General features: G+C 59.8%; 18 protein-coding genes. 6 read left to right on the top strand and 12 right to left on the bottom strand.

The window, feature by feature from the left end; translation table 11 throughout:
• Window positions 1-12 precede the first annotated feature (12 nt).
• Window positions 13-540 carry an MOSC domain-containing protein gene (locus tag ACW9JC_RS06820; protein ID WP_457454303.1) on the bottom strand — a complete coding sequence of 176 codons (528 nt, stop codon included), beginning with the start codon at window positions 538-540 and terminating at the stop codon, window positions 13-15.
• The gene (locus ACW9JC_RS06815; protein ID WP_007970534.1) at window positions 537-1,163 is read right to left on the bottom strand and encodes a DUF1780 domain-containing protein; all 627 of its coding nucleotides are present in this window, start codon (window positions 1,161-1,163) and stop codon (window positions 537-539) included. Before ACW9JC_RS06815 ends, ACW9JC_RS06820 begins: the two co-directional genes overlap by 4 nt.
• A gap of 219 nt (window positions 1,164-1,382) precedes the next feature.
• On the opposite strand from ACW9JC_RS06815, the gene ACW9JC_RS06810 reads away from it, so the two are divergent.
• From ACW9JC_RS06810 to ACW9JC_RS06800, 3 genes are read left to right on the top strand one after another with little or no spacing between them, the layout of a single operon-like run.
• Window positions 1,383-2,726 carry an aromatic acid/H+ symport family MFS transporter gene (locus ACW9JC_RS06810; protein ID WP_457454302.1) on the top strand — a complete coding sequence of 448 codons (1,344 nt, stop codon included), beginning with the start codon at window positions 1,383-1,385 and terminating at the stop codon, window positions 2,724-2,726.
• A 3-nt stretch (window positions 2,727-2,729) separates the two neighbouring features.
• A complete protein-coding gene (locus tag ACW9JC_RS06805) occupies window positions 2,730-3,950 on the top strand; it encodes a benzoate/H(+) symporter BenE family transporter (protein ID WP_457454301.1) in 1,221 nt (406 codons plus the stop codon).
• A gap of 16 nt (window positions 3,951-3,966) precedes the next feature.
• A complete protein-coding gene (locus tag ACW9JC_RS06800; RefSeq protein WP_457454299.1) occupies window positions 3,967-5,235 on the top strand; it encodes an OprD family porin in 1,269 nt (422 codons plus the stop codon).
• An 8-nt stretch (window positions 5,236-5,243) separates the two neighbouring features.
• Here ACW9JC_RS06800 and ACW9JC_RS06795 read toward each other — a convergent pair whose 3' ends face one another.
• Window positions 5,244-5,486, bottom strand: coding sequence for a DUF2790 domain-containing protein (locus tag ACW9JC_RS06795; protein WP_457454298.1), 243 nt, complete (start codon window positions 5,484-5,486; stop codon window positions 5,244-5,246).
• A gap of 187 nt (window positions 5,487-5,673) precedes the next feature.
• On the opposite strand from ACW9JC_RS06795, the gene ACW9JC_RS06790 reads away from it, so the two are divergent.
• Complete coding sequence (locus ACW9JC_RS06790) at window positions 5,674-6,363, top strand: energy-coupling factor ABC transporter permease (RefSeq protein WP_457454296.1); 690 nt, start codon at window positions 5,674-5,676, stop codon at window positions 6,361-6,363.
• Window positions 6,364-6,398: 35 nt separating this feature from the next.
• Here ACW9JC_RS06790 and yacG read toward each other — a convergent pair whose 3' ends face one another.
• The 5 genes from yacG to pilB are packed head-to-tail and all read right to left on the bottom strand — an operon-like array spanning window position 6,399 to window position 11,010.
• Window positions 6,399-6,599: a DNA gyrase inhibitor YacG gene (gene yacG / locus ACW9JC_RS06785; protein WP_060543361.1), complete on the bottom strand. Its 201-nt coding sequence runs from the start codon at window positions 6,597-6,599 to the stop codon at window positions 6,399-6,401.
• Window positions 6,596-7,219: a dephospho-CoA kinase gene (gene coaE / locus ACW9JC_RS06780; protein ID WP_457454294.1), complete on the bottom strand. Its 624-nt coding sequence runs from the start codon at window positions 7,217-7,219 to the stop codon at window positions 6,596-6,598. Before coaE ends, yacG begins: the two co-directional genes overlap by 4 nt.
• Window positions 7,216-8,088 (bottom strand): prepilin peptidase, encoded by an 873-nt coding sequence (locus ACW9JC_RS06775; protein WP_457454292.1) that lies wholly within the window; start codon window positions 8,086-8,088, stop codon window positions 7,216-7,218. The genes coaE and ACW9JC_RS06775 overlap by 4 nt, the downstream gene beginning before the upstream one ends.
• 1 nt (window position 8,089) lies before the next feature.
• Entirely contained in the window at window positions 8,090-9,307 is a 1,218-nt protein-coding gene (locus tag ACW9JC_RS06770) for a type II secretion system F family protein (protein WP_457454291.1), read from the bottom strand.
• A 2-nt stretch (window positions 9,308-9,309) separates the two neighbouring features.
• Window positions 9,310-11,010, bottom strand: coding sequence for a type IV-A pilus assembly ATPase PilB (pilB, locus tag ACW9JC_RS06765; protein WP_457454290.1), 1,701 nt, complete (start codon window positions 11,008-11,010; stop codon window positions 9,310-9,312).
• A 225-nt stretch (window positions 11,011-11,235) separates the two neighbouring features.
• On the opposite strand from pilB, the gene ACW9JC_RS06760 reads away from it, so the two are divergent.
• Both ACW9JC_RS06760 and ACW9JC_RS06755 read left to right on the top strand, forming a co-directional pair.
• A complete protein-coding gene (locus ACW9JC_RS06760) occupies window positions 11,236-11,655 on the top strand; it encodes a pilin (protein ID WP_416128995.1) in 420 nt (139 codons plus the stop codon).
• Between the two features lie 309 nt (window positions 11,656-11,964).
• A complete protein-coding gene (locus ACW9JC_RS06755; protein WP_457454289.1) occupies window positions 11,965-12,321 on the top strand; it encodes a BON domain-containing protein in 357 nt (118 codons plus the stop codon).
• A 229-nt stretch (window positions 12,322-12,550) separates the two neighbouring features.
• Here the strand turns inward: ACW9JC_RS06755 and ACW9JC_RS06750 are convergent, their stop codons facing one another.
• The 4 genes from ACW9JC_RS06750 to ACW9JC_RS06735 form a co-directional block, all read right to left on the bottom strand.
• Window positions 12,551-12,847, bottom strand: coding sequence for a DUF2845 domain-containing protein (locus tag ACW9JC_RS06750; RefSeq protein WP_457454324.1), 297 nt, complete (start codon window positions 12,845-12,847; stop codon window positions 12,551-12,553).
• Window positions 12,847-15,798: a DUF748 domain-containing protein gene (locus ACW9JC_RS06745; RefSeq protein WP_457454287.1), complete on the bottom strand. Its 2,952-nt coding sequence runs from the start codon at window positions 15,796-15,798 to the stop codon at window positions 12,847-12,849. Before ACW9JC_RS06745 ends, ACW9JC_RS06750 begins: the two co-directional genes overlap by 1 nt.
• Window positions 15,799-15,891: 93 nt before the next feature.
• Window positions 15,892-16,908, bottom strand: a complete 1,017-nt coding sequence (locus tag ACW9JC_RS06740) for a class I SAM-dependent rRNA methyltransferase (RefSeq protein ID WP_457454286.1) — start codon at window positions 16,906-16,908, stop codon at window positions 15,892-15,894.
• 182 nt (window positions 16,909-17,090) lie between these two features.
• Window positions 17,091-17,963: an oxygenase MpaB family protein gene (locus ACW9JC_RS06735; RefSeq protein ID WP_457454284.1), complete on the bottom strand. Its 873-nt coding sequence runs from the start codon at window positions 17,961-17,963 to the stop codon at window positions 17,091-17,093.
• Window positions 17,964-18,036: the final 73 nt, after the last annotated feature.

Here is an 18,036-nt window from a genome sequence, read left to right as displayed (position 1 = left end):
CTACAACGGGCGTTATCCCGCGATGAACGGAGCATAGCCGCTCTCTGGCAAGGGCTCGACGCTCACCGTATCTTCCAGGCGAATGATGCCACTTTGTAACACTCGAGCGGTGATTCCGCCATGCCCGCGCACGGCCTGGAACGTTCCGCTGCCGAGGTTGTTTTCCAGGCGCGCGCAGGGCTGGCACCAGCCGGTGGTTTCGAAAATCGCCTGGCCAATCCGGAAGCGTCGCCCCTTGAGGCTGAACAGGTTGATCCCACTGATAACGAGATTGCGCCGCAGATCTTCAGGCCGGATCGGTTGATCCGCCGGGCGGCCCATCAGCGAACTGATGACCGGCAAGTGTTCCCACTGAATCAGCGTTACCTGCCGCGCGTTGCGTACGCCGGGCTGGGCGCGGTCACCGGTCAAACCGGCTTCAAGCCGCGCTTCCACAGCGTCCAGTTCGATCATCGGCGCGTGACGCTCCGGGCGCACGCCGATCCAGCGTACGCGGCCGGTTTGCGGGACATGGGCAATCAATTCCTGCAACGGACTCACAGGCTGATCCCGACATCGAAAACGATGCTGCGTCCCAGGTTGCTGCGCAGGAAGTCCGGTGCATCAGGATGGGCAAACAGCACACGGGCGAAGGTCGGACCCACCAGCGAAAGCGAGCGCCAACCCTGGCGCAGGTATTCCGTAGGCGGCGGGAAATGGCTGTTGAGGTCCAGCACTTCGCGCTTGAGGCTGGCGAAGGCGATGATGTCCAGCTCACCCAGGTCCATACCGCGTTCTTTGTAGTTGTGCGCTTTTTTGCGCAAGGTCGGTGCCAGTCGCAGCAAGAACTCGTTGGCGGGGATGCGTCGCGGCTTGGCTTCGCGTCTTACCAATTGGCTCAAGGAGAATGCGCTACGTCGACGTTGCAGCTCATCTCGCCATTCATCATTGAGGCGCCGGCCCTCATCAAGCACGAAGAACACCTCGAAACTGGCGTCGCGAAACAACACGTCCGGCGGCTCTCCGGCCGGGGCGAATTCGTCGGCGCGATAGGGAATGTTCAGCCCTTGCAGCAGGCGCTGACAGACCCAACGCTCACGCTCCCATTTGCGGGCATTGGACAGGAACGCGTTGGCTTGCTCGGCCGCGATGGTCAGCAGGCGTAAGTAATCTGAGTCATCCATAGGCCCAAGCTTAGCGTTCAAATGCGATCGCGAAGAAGACAGTTTATCGGAGAGAGGCAATTCCCTCGGTTCCCATGCCCGTTTCAGGGCCCTGCACAAAACGGATAGTGGTCTGCGCAATGCGGATATTGACCCGCGCCTGGTGGCTCTACCCTCGGCTGTACGGACGTAAGCCGTGATACCCACGCTCTAAAAAAACAACAACAAGAGATAAATGCCATGCGCAAGATCGACGTACATGAGGTTATCGACAACGCTCGTTTCAACCGCTTTCACTGGATGGTGCTGTTCTGGTGCGCCCTGATCATCATCTTCGACGGTTACGATCTGGTGATCTACGGCGTGGTCTTGCCGATGCTGATGAAAGAGTGGGGGCTCAGCCCTCTGCAAGCCGGCGCACTGGGCAGTTATGCGCTGTTCGGCATGATGTTCGGCGCGCTGTTTTTCGGACCGCTTTCGGACAGGATCGGTCGTAAAAAAGCCATCACGATCTGCGTGATGCTCTTCAGCGGTTTCACCGTGCTCAACGGCTTTGCCCGCAACCCCACCGAGTTTGGCCTGTGTCGTTTCATTGCCGGGCTCGGCATTGGCGGTGTGATGCCTAACGTCGTGGCGCTGATGAACGAGTACGCGCCGAAGAAAATCCGCAGCACGCTGGTGGCGATCATGTTCAGCGGCTATTCGGTCGGCGGCATGTTGTCCGCCGGGCTGGGCATTGTGCTGATCCCGAGTTTCGGTTGGCAGTCGGTGTTTTACGTGGCGGTCCTGCCGTTGCTGTTGTTGCCGCTGATCATGTACTTCCTGCCCGAATCGGTAGGGTTCATGTTGCGTCAGGGGCGCGATGAAGAAGCACGCGACATTCTTCAACGCATCGATCCGGCCTACGTTGCGCAGCCTTCCGATCAGTTGCACATGGCCGAAGTGAAGGGCACGGGCACGCCCGTTCTGCAGTTGTTCCGTGAGGGCCGAGCGCTGCGCACGCTGATGTTGTGGCTGGCGTTTTTCTGCTGCCTGTTGATGGTGTACGCGCTGAGTTCCTGGTTGCCGAAACTGATGGCCAACGCCGGTTACAGCCTCGGTTCGAGCCTGTCGTTCCTGCTGATGTTGAACTTCGGGGCGATCTTCGGCGCGGTCGGCGGCGGAGTGTTAGGCGACAAACTCAATCTGCCGAAAGTGCTGGCGGTGTTTTTCGCCATGGCGGCGGTGTCGATCACGCTGTTGGGTTTCAACAGCCCGATGCCGGTGTTGTACCTGCTGATCGCCATTGCCGGCGCCACCACCATTGGCTCGCAGATTCTGCTGTACGCCTGCGCCGCGCAGTTCTATTCCATGACCATCCGTTCCACCGGGCTGGGCTGGGCCTCGGGCATCGGGCGCAACGGAGCCATCGTCGGTCCATTGCTGGGCGGTGCCTTGCTCGGGATCAGCCTGCCGCTACAACTGAACTTCATGGCGTTTGCCTTGCCCGGTGCGGTGGCGGCCCTCGCCATGACCGTGTTCGCCATCAGCAGCCGACGCAGCGCCTCCAGTGTCAGCCCAGCGCTCTCCGCGACCGGTGCCTGAGTCATGAAAGCGTTCTTCCAGGACTTTTCGTTGTCCGCCGCCGTGGCTGGATTCATCGCCACGGTAATTTCCTACGCCGGTCCGTTGGTGATCATCTTTCAGGCGGCCGAAGCGGCCCATCTCTCGCGGGAAGTGTTGTCGTCCTGGGTCTGGGCGATCTCCATCGGCAGCGCGGTGCTGGGTATCGGTTTGAGCCTGCGCTACCGCGTTCCGGTGATCATCGCCTGGTCGGCGCCGGGCTCGGCGTTGCTGGTGGCGCTGCTGCCGGACATCTCCATGGCAGAGGCCGTGGGTGCTTACCTGATCAGCAGCCTGATCATTTTCGTGGTCGGGATCTCGGGGGCGTTTGACCGGATCATCAGCAAGCTGCCCGCAGCGATTGCGGCGGCGATGCTGGCGGGCATCCTCTTCAGTTTCGGCACCGGGTTGTTCGTGTCGATGCAACGCAAGCCGCTGCTGGTGCTGGCGATGTTTGCCACGTACCTGATCTGCAAGCGGGTGATGCCGCGTTATGCGGTGTTGATGGTGCTGTTGGTGGGCTGTTCGATTGCTGCGTTCACCGGTGATTTGCATCGTGAAGCGCTGGTGATCGGCCTGGCCACGCCGGTGTGGATCACGCCCGAGTTCAGCCTGGGCGCGATCCTGAACATCGCCTTGCCGTTGGTGATGGTGGCGCTGACCGGCCAGTTCGTGCCCGGCATGGCGGTGCTGCGCGCCAGTGGTTACTCGACGCCGGCGAGCCCGATCATTGCCAGCAGCGCGCTGGGTACGGCGTTGCTGGCGCCGTTCGGTTGCCATGGTTTGAATCTGGCGGCGATCACGGCGGCGATCTGTACCGGTCGCGAATCCCACGAAGATCCGCGCAAGCGCTACGTGGCCGGGGTTGTCGGCGGCCTGTGTTACCTGCTGTTCGGGATCTTCGGCGCCACGCTGGTCTCGCTGTTTTCCGCATTCCCCAAAGAGCTGATCGCCGCACTGGCCGGATTGGCGCTGTTCGCCGCGATTGCTGGGGCTTTGGCGGGGGCGATGGCAGTGCCGAACGATCGTGAAGCCGCGTTGGTGACCTTTCTGGTCACCGCGTCGGGCATGTCGCTGTTTGGATTGTCCGCCGCATTTTGGGGGCTGATTTTCGGCATGGTCACCCATGTGCTGTTAAACGCCCGTCGTCCTGTTCCCCGTCGCGAATCCACTGCAACTGTAGTTGTTCAACCTGTCGATCAATAACAATAAGAGAAAGACAATGAAACAGATTTTCCCAACAACCGGTTCTGCGTTGTCCCTGGCTGTCGCCTCGAGTTTTTCCACAGGCGCGATGGCTGCTGAAAAAGGCTTTATCGAAGACACCACCGCGAACTTGCAGGCGCGTAACTATTACTTCAGTCGCGACTTTTCCGACATCGTCGGCGCCAATCAACAGTCGAAGGCTGAAGAGTGGGCGCAGGGCTTCATTCTCAACGTGAAATCCGGCTACACCCAAGGCACCGTCGGGTTTGGTGTGGACGTCATTGGCTTACTCGGCCTCAAGCTCGACAGCGCCCCGGACCGGACCAATACGGGCTTGTTGCCGGTGCAGGACGACGGCCGTGCGCCGGACAACTACAGCCGTCTCGAAGGCGCGTTGAAAATGCGCTACTCCAAAACCGAGCTGAAAGTCGGTGAGTTGCAACCCAATCTACCGGTGTTGGCGTTCAGTGACATTCGCCTGCTGCCGCCGAGTTACCAGGGCGCAAGCATTACCTCCAACGAGATCAGCGGCCTGACGCTGCAGGGTGGTCACCTGAGTTCAACCAGCCTGCGCAACGAGGCCGGTGACGAAAAGATGCAAGCCATGCTCGGCCATGTTCCGCAGCGTCAGGTCAGCAGTGACGGATTCAATTTTGCCGGCGCCGATTATGCCTTCAATGACAAGCGCACTTCGGTCAGCGCGTGGTACGGGCAACTGGAAGATATCTATAACCAGCGCTTCCTTGGCCTCAAGCACAGCGAGCCGGTGGGCGACTGGGTTCTCGGCGCCAATCTCGGTTACTACGATTCGCGCGAGGACGGCAAAAAGCTGCTGGGCAATATCGATAACCAGGCGTTCTTTTCGCTGCTATCGGCCAAGCGGGGTGGCCATACGTTTTACGTCGGCTATCAGGGCATGTTTGGCGACAGCGCATTTCCACGGGTGTTTGCCAACATCTCACCACTGGGCAACGAAGTGCCGACCTATGAGTTCGCCTACACCGATGAGCGCTCGTGGCAAGCGCGCTACGACTACGATTTCGCGGCACTCGGCGTGCCGGGGCTGACGAGTACTGTGCGCTACATCAGCGGCAACAATGTCGACACCGGCAAGGGCTATGAAGGCAAGGATCGCGAGCGTGACCTGGACATCGGCTATGTGCTGCAAAGCGGCAGCCTCAAAGGCCTGGGTATCCGCGTGCGCAATGCGATGGCGCGTTCCAATTACCGCAGCGACATCGACGAAAACCGTCTGATCCTCAGCTACACGTGGACGTTGTTATGAGCCATTGATCAAAGGTTGCTGGTGCAATCGCCGATGACTTCGTACGTCACGCGGCGGGTCTGGCCCTGATGATCGACGTACACCATCGTCGCCGGCACAACCCCGCACGCGGTCGCGGTATCCGATACGGAAACCACCTTGGCGATGTCCAGTGGCTGCGCGGGGTTGTACTGGACAGCGGGTGGCTCGATTTCGGCGGCCATGGCCGAGGTAGCGATGACGGTCAGCAACAGGCTGAACAACGTTTTCATGCTGGCGTACTCCGGATCGGTTTTGATGTTTGAATTTTAGTCTTTGCCACCGTCCGATAAAGGGGCGAACGCCAGATGCAGTCTTGCGTAAAACGTAACAATCAGCGCCCATTTGGCACGAGATCAAAAGGGGCGGGTAGACTGGGGGCCTGTTCGCTTACGGCAAGACAAGGGAGCGCGCCCAGCCATGATCGGTGCCGAGTTGCTGTCATCTCAAACCCTCACCGTGGGGTGGCTGATCTACGGACCGGTTTTGATCTGGGCCGCTGCGCGCGCACCGTGGGTCGAGCTGTTCACCGACAGCCGTCGTCAGCATCTGCTGTTCGGCACGGTGTTCGCGTTATTCATGCTGTGGCTGGTGCGACGGGATTTCGATACCGGCGTGTCTTACCACTTCATCGGCATGACGGCGGTGACCCTGTTGCTGGACTGGCCGCTGGCGATCGTCGGCGGCGTGGTGGCGCAAGCCGGGCTGGTGCTGCTCGGGCGTCAGGACTTGATGGCAATGGGGGTCAATGGCGCGCTGTTCATTCTGTTGCCGGTATTGGTCACCGAGTGCTGTGCGATTCTGGTGGAACGCGCACAACCACGAAATCTCTTCGTCTACATCTTCGTTTCCGGGTTCTTTGCCGCCGCGCTTTCGGCATTGTTGTGCCTGGTGCTGGCGCTCACGGTGCTGTGGTACGACGAACTGTTCGCCCTGCCGTACTGGCTCGAAGATTTTATCGGTTACCTGTGGCTGATCATTTTTCCCGAGGCGTTCATTAACGGCATGGTGGTCAGCGCGCTGGTGGTGTTCTGCCCGGAATGGCTGGAAACCTTCAACCGCACGCGCTATCTGTCGGCGCCGTGGAAGGACGACGATCCCAAGTCTTGATGGACATCAAAGCCTGAAATCGTCGACGCAATGGCTCAGTGACGCGGGTCGAAATCACCGCTGAACAGTTCGTCCTCGGCATCCGGCGCCACTGGGATTTTGTGTTCTTCCGAGGCCCACGCGCCCAGGTCGATCAGTTTGCAACGGTCGGAACAGAACGGTCGGAACTTGCTCTCGGGGCTCCATTCGACAGGGGCGCCGCAGGTCGGGCATTCGACGGTTGGAATCTGGCTCATGACTGGCCTCCAGGCAAAGTTAGGTAAAAGTGATGCAGGCGTTCGACCTCGCTGTGCAGCCAGGCGAGGTCGCGGTCGTTGACCACCACTTCGTTGGCATGGCTGACGCGGTCCTGGCGGCTGGACTGGACCTTGAGGATCGCCTGGACCTGCTGTTCGCTGGTCTGGTCGCGCTGCAGGGTGCGTTCGATCTGTAGCTCTTCCGGGGCATCGATCACCAGCACCCGTTGAGTCATGGCGTACTGGCCGGACTCGATCAGCAATGGCGAAACCAGAATCGCGTAAGGTGATTTTGCCAGCGCCAGATGATGAGCGATTTCCTCGGCGATCAGCGGATGCAGCAAGGCTTCCAGCCAGCGGCGTTCATCCGGCACTTCGAAGATCAGTTTACGCAGGGCGGCACGGTCCAGTTGCCCATCGGCCAGCAACACGCCGGGGCCGAAGTGCTCGGCGATCTTCGCCAGCGCCGGTCGGCCCGGCTCCACCACCCAGCGAGCCGCATGGTCGGCATCGACCACGTGCACGCCGAGGTCGATGAAGTGCTGGGCCGCCGCGCTTTTGCCGCTGCCGATGCCGCCGGTCAGGCCGAGAATCCAGGGTTTTTCCACAGGGGTATTCATTTCAAACCGACAAACTGCCAATAGAAGTCGGTTATTTGACCACCCCAGAGCAAGGCAATCCAGCCGGCAATTGCCAGATAGGGGCCGAAGGGAATCGGCGTCGAGGTTTTAGCCTTGCGCAGGCGCAGGTAAATCACGCCGATAACGGCCCCCACCAGGGATGAAAGGAGGATGGTCAGCGGCAAAACCTGCCAGCCGCCCCAGGCGCCAAACAGCGCCAGTAACTTGAAATCACCATGGCCCATGCCGTCCTTGCCGGTCATCAGCTTGAACAGCCAGAACACCGACCACAGCGCCATGTAACCGGCAATGGCGCCCCACAACGCGTCATGCAGCGGTACGAACAGGTCGAGACTGTTGACGATCAGCCCCAGCCACATCAACGGCAGCACCAGCACATCCGGCAACAGTTGATGCTCGGCGTCGATCAGGCTCATGGCCAACAGACCCCAGGTCAGCAGCAGCGCCATGCAGGCCTGCCAGCCGAAGCCGAAGTGCCAGGCAATGAACGCCGACAACAGGCCGCAGGCCAGTTCGGTCAACGGGTAACGCTTGCTGATCGGTGCCTTGCACCCTGAACAGCGCCCGCGCAGAAGCAGGAAACTGAGCACGGGAATGTTTTCCCACGGGCGAATCCGGTGGCCGCAATGCGGACATTGGGAGTGGGGCAGGAACAGGTTGAAGGTCGGCAGCGGGGTTTCACCGGGCAGCCCGAGGATCTCATGGGCCTGAACGCGCCACTCGCGTTCGAGCATTTTCGGCAGGCGCCAGACCAGCACATTGAGGAAGCTGCCCACCAATAGGCCAATCACTCCCGCGATGACAACAAATGCCAGCGGGTATTGGAGCAGGATTTCGTTCAAGGGCATGTCAGATCGCTGAGCCGAGTTGGAAGATGGGCAGGTACATTGCAACCACCAGGCCGCCGACAATAACACCCAGCACCACCATGATGAACGGTTCCATAAGGCTGGTGAGGTTATCGACCATGTTGTCCACCTCGTCCTCGTAAAAACCCGCGACCTTGTCGAGCATGTCGTCCAGTGCGCCGGACTCTTCGCCAATGGCGGTCATCTGCACCGCCATGTTCGGAAAAATGCCTGAGGTGCGCATGGAAAAATTCAACTGCATGCCCGTCGAAACGTCCTGCTTGACGCGCAGCACCGCACGCTTGAATACGATGTTGCCGGTGGCGCCGGCCACCGATTCCAGGGCTTCCACCAACGGCACACCGGCGGCGAAGGTCGTCGACAACGTGCGGGCGAAACGCGCCACCGCGGATTTGTACATCAAGGTGCCCACCAGCGGCAGCTTCAGTAGCCAGGCGTCCGTTCGGTCGCGAAAGGCCTGAGACGTCCTGAAGGCGTGACGCAGCGCGAAGATCGCGACGATCAGCACGCCGAGCATCATCCACCACCAGTCCTGCATGAATCGCGACAGACCAATGACCATCACAGTGAAGGCGGGCAATTCGGCGCCAAACCCTTCGAACACCGACTGAAATTGCGGCACCACCTTGACCAGCAGAATCCCGGTGACAACGATCGCGACCAACACCACCAGCAGCGGATAGGTCATGGCTTTCTTGATCTTGGCCTTGAGGCTTTCGCTCTTTTCCTTGTAGGTCGCGACCCGTTCCAGCAGGGTGTCCAGCGCGCCGGCCTGTTCACCGGCATCCACCAGATTGCAGTACAGCTCATCGAAGTATTGCGGCTTTTTGCGCAGGGCCGCGGCGAAGCTGTTGCCGGCCGCGACTTCCTGTTTGACCTCGTCCACCAGCGTACGCATGGCCGGGTTATCGAAGCCTTCGCCGATAATGTCGAACGACTGCAACAGCGGTACGCCGGCTTTCATCATGGTCGCCATCTGGCGCGTGAACAGGGCAATGTCCTGGGCCTTGATGCGCGTGCCGACGTTGAACAGCGAGACGGATTTCTTGCGCACCTTGCCGGGGTTGATGCCTTGTTTGCGCAGTTGTGCCTTGATCAGCGCCGGGTTTTGCCCGCTCAACTCACCGGTGACTTTCGTGCCTTTGCGGTCGGTGCCTTCCCAGGCGTAAATGCTGATTTTCGCTGCCTTGACCGCCATGTTCAGTCCTTGGTAACCCGGTTGATTTCTTCAAGGCTGGTTATGCCCTGCATGGCTTTGAGCAGGCCCGAGGTGCGCAGGTCGTTGAAGCCGTCCTTGCGCATCTGCTCGTCGATGTCCAGTGAGTTGCCTTCGGCCATGATCAATCGTTGCAAGTCCGCTGTGTTCTTCACCACTTCATAAATCCCCACTCGCCCTTTGTAGCCGCCGTTGCATTGTTCGCAGCCGACCGGCTCATAGATCGTGAATGTGCCGATGCGTTCCTCGGGGAAGCCTTCCTTGAGCAGCGCCTCGCGGGGAATGTCGAGCGGCACCCGGCAATGGCTGCACAGTTTGCGCGCCAGGCGCTGGGCGATGATCAGGCTGACGGACGTGGCGATGTTGAAACCCTGGATGCCCATGTTCTGCAAGCGGGTCAGGGTTTGTGCGGCACTGTTGGTGTGCAGGGTCGACAGCACCAGGTGCCCGGTCTGCGAAGCCTTGATGGCGATTTCGGCGGTTTCCAGATCACGGATTTCGCCGACCATGATCACGTCCGGGTCCTGGCGCAGGAACGAGCGCAGCGCCTGGGCGAAGTCCATCCCTTGCTTCGGATTGACGTTGACCTGGTTGATGCCTTCCATGTTGATCTCCACCGGGTCTTCGGCGGTGGAAATGTTGATGTCCACGGTGTTGAGGATGTTCAGCCCGGTGTAGAGCGAAACGGTTTTGCCCGAGCCGGTGGGGCCGGTCACCAGAATCATGCCTTGAGGTTGCCTGAGTGCGGCCATGTACAGTTCTTGTTGTTCAGGCTCGTAGCCGAGGGCGTCGATGCCCATTTGCGCGCTGGAGGGATCAAGAATCCGGATCACCACTTTCTCGCCCCACAGGGTCGGCAAGGTGTTGACCCGGAAGTCGATGGATTTGCTCTTGGACAGGCGCATCTTGATCCGCCCGTCCTGGGGCTTGCGGCGTTCGGAGATGTCGAGGCTGGCCATGACCTTCAGCCGCGCGGCGATTCGATTGGCCAATTGGATCGGCGGCTTGGCGACTTCCCGCAGCATGCCGTCGGTGCGCATCCGCACGCGATAGATTTTCTCGTAGGGCTCGAAATGCAGGTCGGAAGAACCGCTCCTGATCGCGTCGAGCAGCATTTTGTGGACGAAGCGCACCACCGGCGCGTCATCGGCATCCTGGCCGACGATGGCGTCCTGACGCTTGTCATCGATGGTCTCGATGTCCAGGCCTTCGAGGTCGACATCGGCCATGTCTTCCAGGCCGGTCCCATGGGTGTCGAAGAACTTCTCGATGGCGTCGCTGAGCTTGTCGTCCTCCACGAGGATGGCTTCGGTCGTAAGCCCGGTACTGAACTGGATGTCGTTGATGGCCTGGTGATTGGTCGGGTCGGAAATCCCCACGAACAGTTTGTTGCCTCGGCGCCAGAGGGGCAGCGCGTGGTGCTGGCGGACCAGTTTCTCGCTGACCAGGCCCTTGGGCTGAATCTCCGTGTCCAGGGCATGAAGGTCCAGCAAGGCCATGCCGAAATGCTCCGAGGCGATCTCGGCGACCTGGCGGCTTTTGACCAGTTTGTTCTGAACCAGATAGCTGACCAGGGAGATGCGGTTGCGTTGGGCTTGCTGGGACGCCTGTTGCGCGCTTTTGTCAGTGAGCAGCTCGGCCAGGACCAATTGCTTGGCCAGGCCGCTGAGGGCGATGTCATTCATTGGGATACCGGACGCAGACAATTCATGACTTATAGCCTAGTCAAGCAATGGAGCCAAACCAGCGGTAGTGAGGTGACAAAAAGCGTCAGATAGTGCGGATCCTGGGAGTAGGAAAGGGCGTCGCAGACTACACGCCCCCCGTCTATAGGGCGCACGGGGCTTGGCATGGGCTGTGCTGCGACAGGTTCAGATCATGAGATTTCGACTCATGCACGGAGGCTGTCTATGAACACTCAAAAAGGTTTTACCCTGATCGAGCTGCTGATCGTGGTGGCGATCATCGGGATTCTCGCGACGTTCGCGATACCGGCTTACTCCAAGTATCAGGCGCGGGCCAAGGTGACGGCGGGGCTGGCCGAGATTTCGGCGTTGAAGGTGCCGTTCGAGGACATTATCAATCAAGGGACCGACCCTGATTTGACCAAGGTTGGCGGCACAGCAGCCACCTCCAACTGCACCACCACGGCCTCGGGTAAAGCCGCTGATGGCACCGGGACTATTGGTTGCACGATCCTTAATGCGCCGGGTCCGGTACTGAATAAAACCATTACCCTTTCGCGTACGGTGACTGGCTGGACGTGTGCCACAACCGTGGATCAGGAATACGCGCCGAAGGGCTGCACGGGGGTTGCTCCGAAAGCTTGAACCATTGCTTTTCATGCCTGATACCCCGCCCGTGGCGGGGTATTTTTTTGCTCGCAGTCCAGAATGTCGAGTAAATGAGAAAACCTCCGACAATTCATGGCTTTAGGCCTTGTTGAAAACCCGCAACTTGCATGTAGATAAAGTTCAACTCATGCATTTTGCACGAATCCGCAAAATAGTCTTTTTAGTAAGTCGTTGATTTATAAGGATTAATTATCTGTCTCAAACTTGGCACAGCGTTCGCAATATCTCTGGTAACCCTGCTGACAAGAACCCAGCAGAATTTCCAGAAAAACAGGAGTTACTCGTATGAAGAAGTTCGCTATCACTGCCGCTGCTGCTACCGCGTTGACCCTGACCATGGCTGGCGCTGCATTCGCCCAGACTACCCAGGCTACCCAAGCTCCAATGACTCTGGCAGCGGGTGAAATGACCAAGGCAACAGAAGCTACTTCCGATACCTGGATCACTACCAAAGTCAAAGCCGACCTGGTCACCGAAAAAGGCATCCCAGGTACCGATATCAAAGTTGAAACCAACAAAGGCGTCGTGTCTCTGTCGTCCACAACTGCGGTAACTGATGCTCAGAAAACCACCGCCGTGGCGATCGCCAAGAAAATCAAAGGCGTCAAAGCGGTCTCCGCTGACGGCCTGAAAGCCGAGTAAGGCAAGACTTCTCGCCTGGACCGGGAGAAGGCGCGGTAGACGGGCCAAGTCATACGTCTGCCGCATCTCAGGAGTTCATGCGAACGGCCATAAGGATGTGGCCATTACGGGCCCCGGCATTCGTGTCGGGGCCTGTTCTATTTGTAACGCAAAAGATCGCAGCCACGTCAGCTCCTACAGGTGTACTCATCCCATGTAGGAGCTGCCGAAGGCTGCGATCTTTTGACTTTTAATTACCGCGCTTGCTGGTGATCTGCACTAAACGGTTCCCCTCGAACCGCAAGTACTGATACATCCCGCCATTCGGCCCGTAGGTCCATTCCTCGACCTGGAACTCTTCCCGCCGATTGGCGCTGCGCTTGTACCCCAGCAAATCACGGCCGACAGGTTCGCCGCATTTCTGCAGCACCTCGCTCGACCGGTCGCCGACGCTGATCAATTGGCTGCCACACCGCAAGGTGTCCGCTGCCGAGGCCTGGCTCGCAGCGGTTGCCAGCGCCAGTGCGAGCAGCAGCCGAACCCCCATCATTCAGCGTCCAGATGCATCGGCGTCACGACCTTGCCGTCCTTCTCCGCTTCGCCCAATTGCGCATCGATGAAGTACACACGATCATCGGCCAGCTGACCCTTGTCGACCAGATAGTCCTTGATGCTGCTGGCGCGGTCCTGGCCCAACTGGCGCAGCAATACATCGCTGGAACTCCAGAACTGGATCACGCCTTCGCGCATTTTCGCCGTGCGATCATCCTTGCCCAGGTCCTTCCATTCCGCAGGCGGCTGAACCTTCAGGCGTGTGCGGTAGATGCCTTCCAGCAGCGGACCTTTTTCGCTGTCCGGAACGTCCAGCAACGAAGCCTGGGCCGGAACCTTGTCGCCGCGACGCTGGAGCATCTTGTAGTAGTTGTACTGGTATTCCCGTTCCAGACGTTGCTCGGCAATCAGCGGACCGTCGCTGCTCTTCGCCGCCGTACCTTCGATTTCCAGGCGCAGGGCGGGGCGCTCTTTCAGGGCCTTGCTCAGCTTGTCCAAAGCGCCTTCGGCGTCCTTGCTCAAGTCGCTTGAGCCTGGGGCGAACGACACGCTGCCCAAATCTTCCGAACCGCCGCCAGATACAAGGCCGCCAATAAGTTTGAACGGCGCGGCCGCGGCTTTGACGATCAGGTTACGCAGGGTTTGCCAGACAATCGGCATGACGCTGAACTGCGGGTTGTTCAGGTCGCCGGTCACCGGCAGCTCGATGGAAATCTTGCCGTCGACGTCCTTGAGCAAGGCAATCGCCAATTTCAGCGGCAGGCTCACGGCATCCGGGCTGTCGACTTTCTCGCCCAGTTGCAGCTGCTCGACCACGACTTTGTTTTCGGCTTTGAGCTGGCCTTTGGTGATCTGGTAATGCAGGTCGAGATTCAGCCGGCCCTTGCGAATGCGGTAACCGGCGAATTTGCCGGAGTAAGGCGTCAGCGTCGTCAGTTCCACGCGTTTGAAGCTGGTGGCGATGTCGAGGCTGGCCATCGGGTCGAACGGGTTCACCGCGCCCTTGATGGTGACCGGCGCATAGCGGTCGACCTTGCCCTTGACGTCGACGCTGGCCGGCTTCGCCTGACGGCTGTCGATGGTGCCGATCTGCCCGTTGAGTTGCTGGACGGCGGTGGCGAAGTTCGGCGTCAGGCTGAAGTCGGCGAAGTTGGCCGAGCCGTCATTGATGGCAATGCCGCCGATGTGGATACCCAACGGCTTGTCCTTGCTCGCGGCGGGTTTGGCGGCGGCAGGTTTGCCGCCGGTGTCGGCCGGTTGCGGGATCAGCAAGTCATCGATGTTGGTAGTGCGGTCATCGTTGATCATGAAACGCACATAGGGTTGCAGCAGGTTGACCTTGTCGATCGACAGGCTGTCGCCGTGTTGATAGTTCAGGCCTTCGACCACCACCTGCTGCCACTTGAGGAAGTCGCGGGTTTTCAGGGTGTCGAGGGTGTGCAGTTGATCAACTTGGGCGCGGCCGGTGACGCTGAAGGCCAGCGGCTCGGTGCTTTTCAGGTTGACCGCCAGATCGCTGCCAAGCATGCCGCTGCGCAGCTCAAGGCGGATGAACGGGCTGATGTAGGACTGGGCGACGCGCAGGTCGATGTCCTTGGTCTGCACATTCAGCTTGGCGCTGACCGGCGCCAGATTGACCTCGCCTTCGGCGATGAGCTTGCCTTGCTTGCCCACGCCGGTGTCGAGCTTGAGCAAGAAGGGCGAGCCGTTGAGGCTGTCGAATTTTTGCAGGTCGAGATTCAGTGGGCCGAGTTCCAGTGCCACGGCGGGTTGAGCCTTGCGGTCTGCCAGGTGCACTTGGTAATCGCGCAGTTGCACGTCGTTGAGCAATACCTGCCAAGGCTTGCTTGGGGCAGTTTCTGCTTTCGGCGAGTCGGCGGCAGCGGGAGTGCTGGCCGGTTCGGCGTTAGCCTTGGCGGCAGGTTTGGATGGCTGGCTGGCAAACAGCTTCTGCCAGTCGAGTTGGCCATCGGCTTCCAGTGCGGCCCAGGTTTCCAGTTTGTGGCTGCGGATCTTGCCGACCACAACTTGCTGTTTGGCCAGGTCGACAGTGGTTTCGCTGACGTCCAGTCGTTCGAGCTTCACCAGCGGCCGACCGTCCGGTGCCTTGATGGCGAAGGGCGCGATGGTGGCCGAGACATTGCTCAGCAGCAGCTCGGTTTCCTTGGACAGATTGAGTTTGTAGTCGGTACTGATGCTCATGACGCCGCTTTCAAGGTCCAGGGGCACGGCATCGCGCACGTAGGGCCAGAAGGCTTTCATCTTGCCATCGGTGATTTTCAGCTTACCTTCGGAGGCGATCGGGATCAGACTGAAGTTACCGGTCCAGTCGATTTGCCCGCCGTTGGGGCCGACAGCCACCAGGGTCATGTCGGCGCTGTCTTCGGGCAGGGTGCTGAGGTTTTTCAGCTCGAAATCGAGGGCGTCATAGAGGAATTCGATGGGCTCGCTAGGGCGCGCATCCTGGAAGTGCACGGCGCCACCGGCGAGTTTGATGCTGTCTATACGCAGCGGAAACGGCTTGGCGTCAGGATCGGCGGGGGTCGGTTCGCTGGCCGGTATCTTGAACAGCCCCAGCAGGTTGAGTTTGCCGTCCCTGCTGAAGAGGATTTCGGTCTTGGACTTGTCCAGTTCGATATCCGACAGATGCAGCGCCTTGGTCCACAGGCTATCGAGTTGCAGGTTGGCATACAGGCGTTCGAAGCCGACCTGTTCCTTGCCGGGCTCACCGATGCTCAGGCCCCAAAGCGTCACTTCGAAGCTGAACGGGTTGAGTTCGATCCGCTGAAGCGTGGCGGGCGTCGTGGAATAGTTGGCCAATTGCTGGTTGGCGATACGCAAGGCGATGCCCGGCAAAATCAGAAAGCCCAGCAAACTGTAGAGGGCCAGAGCAGTCAACAAGGCGCCGATGGCGCGAATCAATCCTTTGTACATGCGTGGCTTCATCTGTCTGAATCGGAGTGCCTTGGAGTATGGCACGCGATTCCGGTTCCGAAGCAAACAGCCTGTTCAGGATTTTTCAGATTTGTCTGACACGGATCAGAGCTGCAGGATCAGGGTTTTCAGTGGTGGTTGCTGATCCATCGACGGGAAATCGGCACCGGGTTTCATCACTGTCCACTCGCGCACCGGCCGCCCGGCTTTCTCGGCGCAACGCAAAACCTGTTCGCGCCAGTCGTCCATGCTGACTTTTGCCAGATTGTTGCAGCAGATCAGCACGCCGTTGTCGGCGGTGGTCAGCAGGGCGGGTTTGAGCAGGCTCTGATAGTCGCGCAGAAGGTCGACGGTGCCGAACGCGCTCTTGGCCCAGGCCGGTGGGTCGAGCAGCACCAGATCGTACTGGCGCTGTTCCAGGCGCTGATAGTTCGGCAGTTTCTGCCCGCGACGCTGGCTGATGGGCAGCCCGGCCAATTGGCGGATGGCCGGGAAGTAATCGGACTGGATGAATTCCATGGTCGGCAATTGTGGGTTGAGCAAGCCGTTTTCACGACCGACCGCCAGATTGCCTTCGGCGAAGTCCAGGTTGCACACCTCGCTGGCGCCACCGGCCGCCGCGCTGAGACCAACGCCACAGGTGTAGGCGAACAGATTCAGCACGCTTTTGTTTTTGCTGTGGTCCTTGACCCAGCCGCGGGTGTTGCGCAGGTCGAGGAACAGCAGCGGGTCCTGCCCGGCATGGCGCCCGCGCACCCGATAGTTCAGGCCCCACTCATGACCGACCAGATCTTGCAGCGCGGCTTCGTCGGCGCGGTAGACAGTGTCTTCGCGGTCGATGCGCGAATTGCCACGGGAACGGTCGTTGTAGACCAGCAGGCTTTCAAAACCGAGGTGCTGGTTGACGATTTCGTGCAGTTGCAGCAAAGCATCGCGTTCCAGCGACTGATGGAAACTCTGCACCAGCAGTTGCGGGCCGTAGCGGTCGATGGTCAGGCCACCGGCGCCTTCCTGGCTGCCATGGAACAGGCGATAGCAATCGGTGCCCTGGCTGTGCAGCTCGGCGAGCAGATCCTGGCGATGTTCAAGGGCGGCGCGCAGCGCCTGATTCAAGGAAGACATGCTGGGCGCCTTGCAGGAGGGAATTTGGCGCGGGAGTTTAACACTGTGGCGAGGGAGCTTGCTCCCGCTGGGCTGCGAAGCAGCCCCAAAATCTCAGCCCTTGTCGGAGTTTTATGCGAGCGCTTCGCACTCGAACGGGAGCAAGCTCCCTCGCCACAGGTCTAGCCGCATGAGGCGGAGCGTCAGGTCAACAACCCCATCCGCCGCTTGGCCCGTTGCACCGAGCCATTACGCACCGCCCAGCGCAGCATCGGCGCGCTGCGATTGACGCTGACGCGGATCAGCTTGCGTTGCAGCGGGTTCTGGCTGACGCCAAGCATGTCACTGGCCCAATCCGGCAGCAGATCGATCCCGGCCTGCATCATCAGCCCGCCGAAAGGCCTGGCCAAACGGCTGGGCGACGGCGCGTTCAATAACAACCGCAACACTTCCCGGCTGCGTGCGTCGCACAGCAGTTGCGGACGGATGCCTTCGAGATAATCGGAAATTTCCTGCCGCGAGCGCGGCACATTCCGCGCGCCTAGACGTTCGGCGACCAGGGCGATTTCTGCGTAATAGCGATCCTGATCGGACAGGGACAAATGCGGATTGCGATACCGCAAGTGTGCGGCGAGGAAGTTACTGACCTCGGCCACATGCACCCAGGTCAGCAGGTCGGGATCGCTGGCGGCGTAAGGGCGACCGTCCGGCGCGGTGCCGGTCACTTGCAGGTGAATGGTGCGGACTTTTTCGATCAGCCAGTCGGCGTCCTGTCTTGATCCGAAGGTCGTGCCGGAGATGAATTGCCCGGTGCGACGCAACCGGCCGAGCATGTCCTCACGAAAATTCGAATGGTCCCACACGCCGGCCAGCGCCAAAGGATGCAAGGCCTGCAACATCAGGGCGCTGATGCCGCCGATGAGCATGCTGCTGAAGTCGCCGTGCACCTGCCAGCTCACGGAGTCAGGCCCGAACAGTCCGGGATCGCCCTTGGGGTTCTCCAGATCAAGCTTGCCCAGGGACAGACCGGTCAGGCTCATGATTTGGGTTTCAATGCGGGTGCGGATGAATTCCATGATGTCCCGGTAATTTATGATGCTTTTGTAGGAGCAAAGCTTGCTCGCAATGAACGATGACGCGGTTCATCGG

This window comes from Pseudomonas sp. SDO5591_S426, assembly GCF_054070755.1.
Note: the sequence above shows the minus strand (reverse complement) of the source record. Positions and strands in the feature narration are given on the sequence as shown.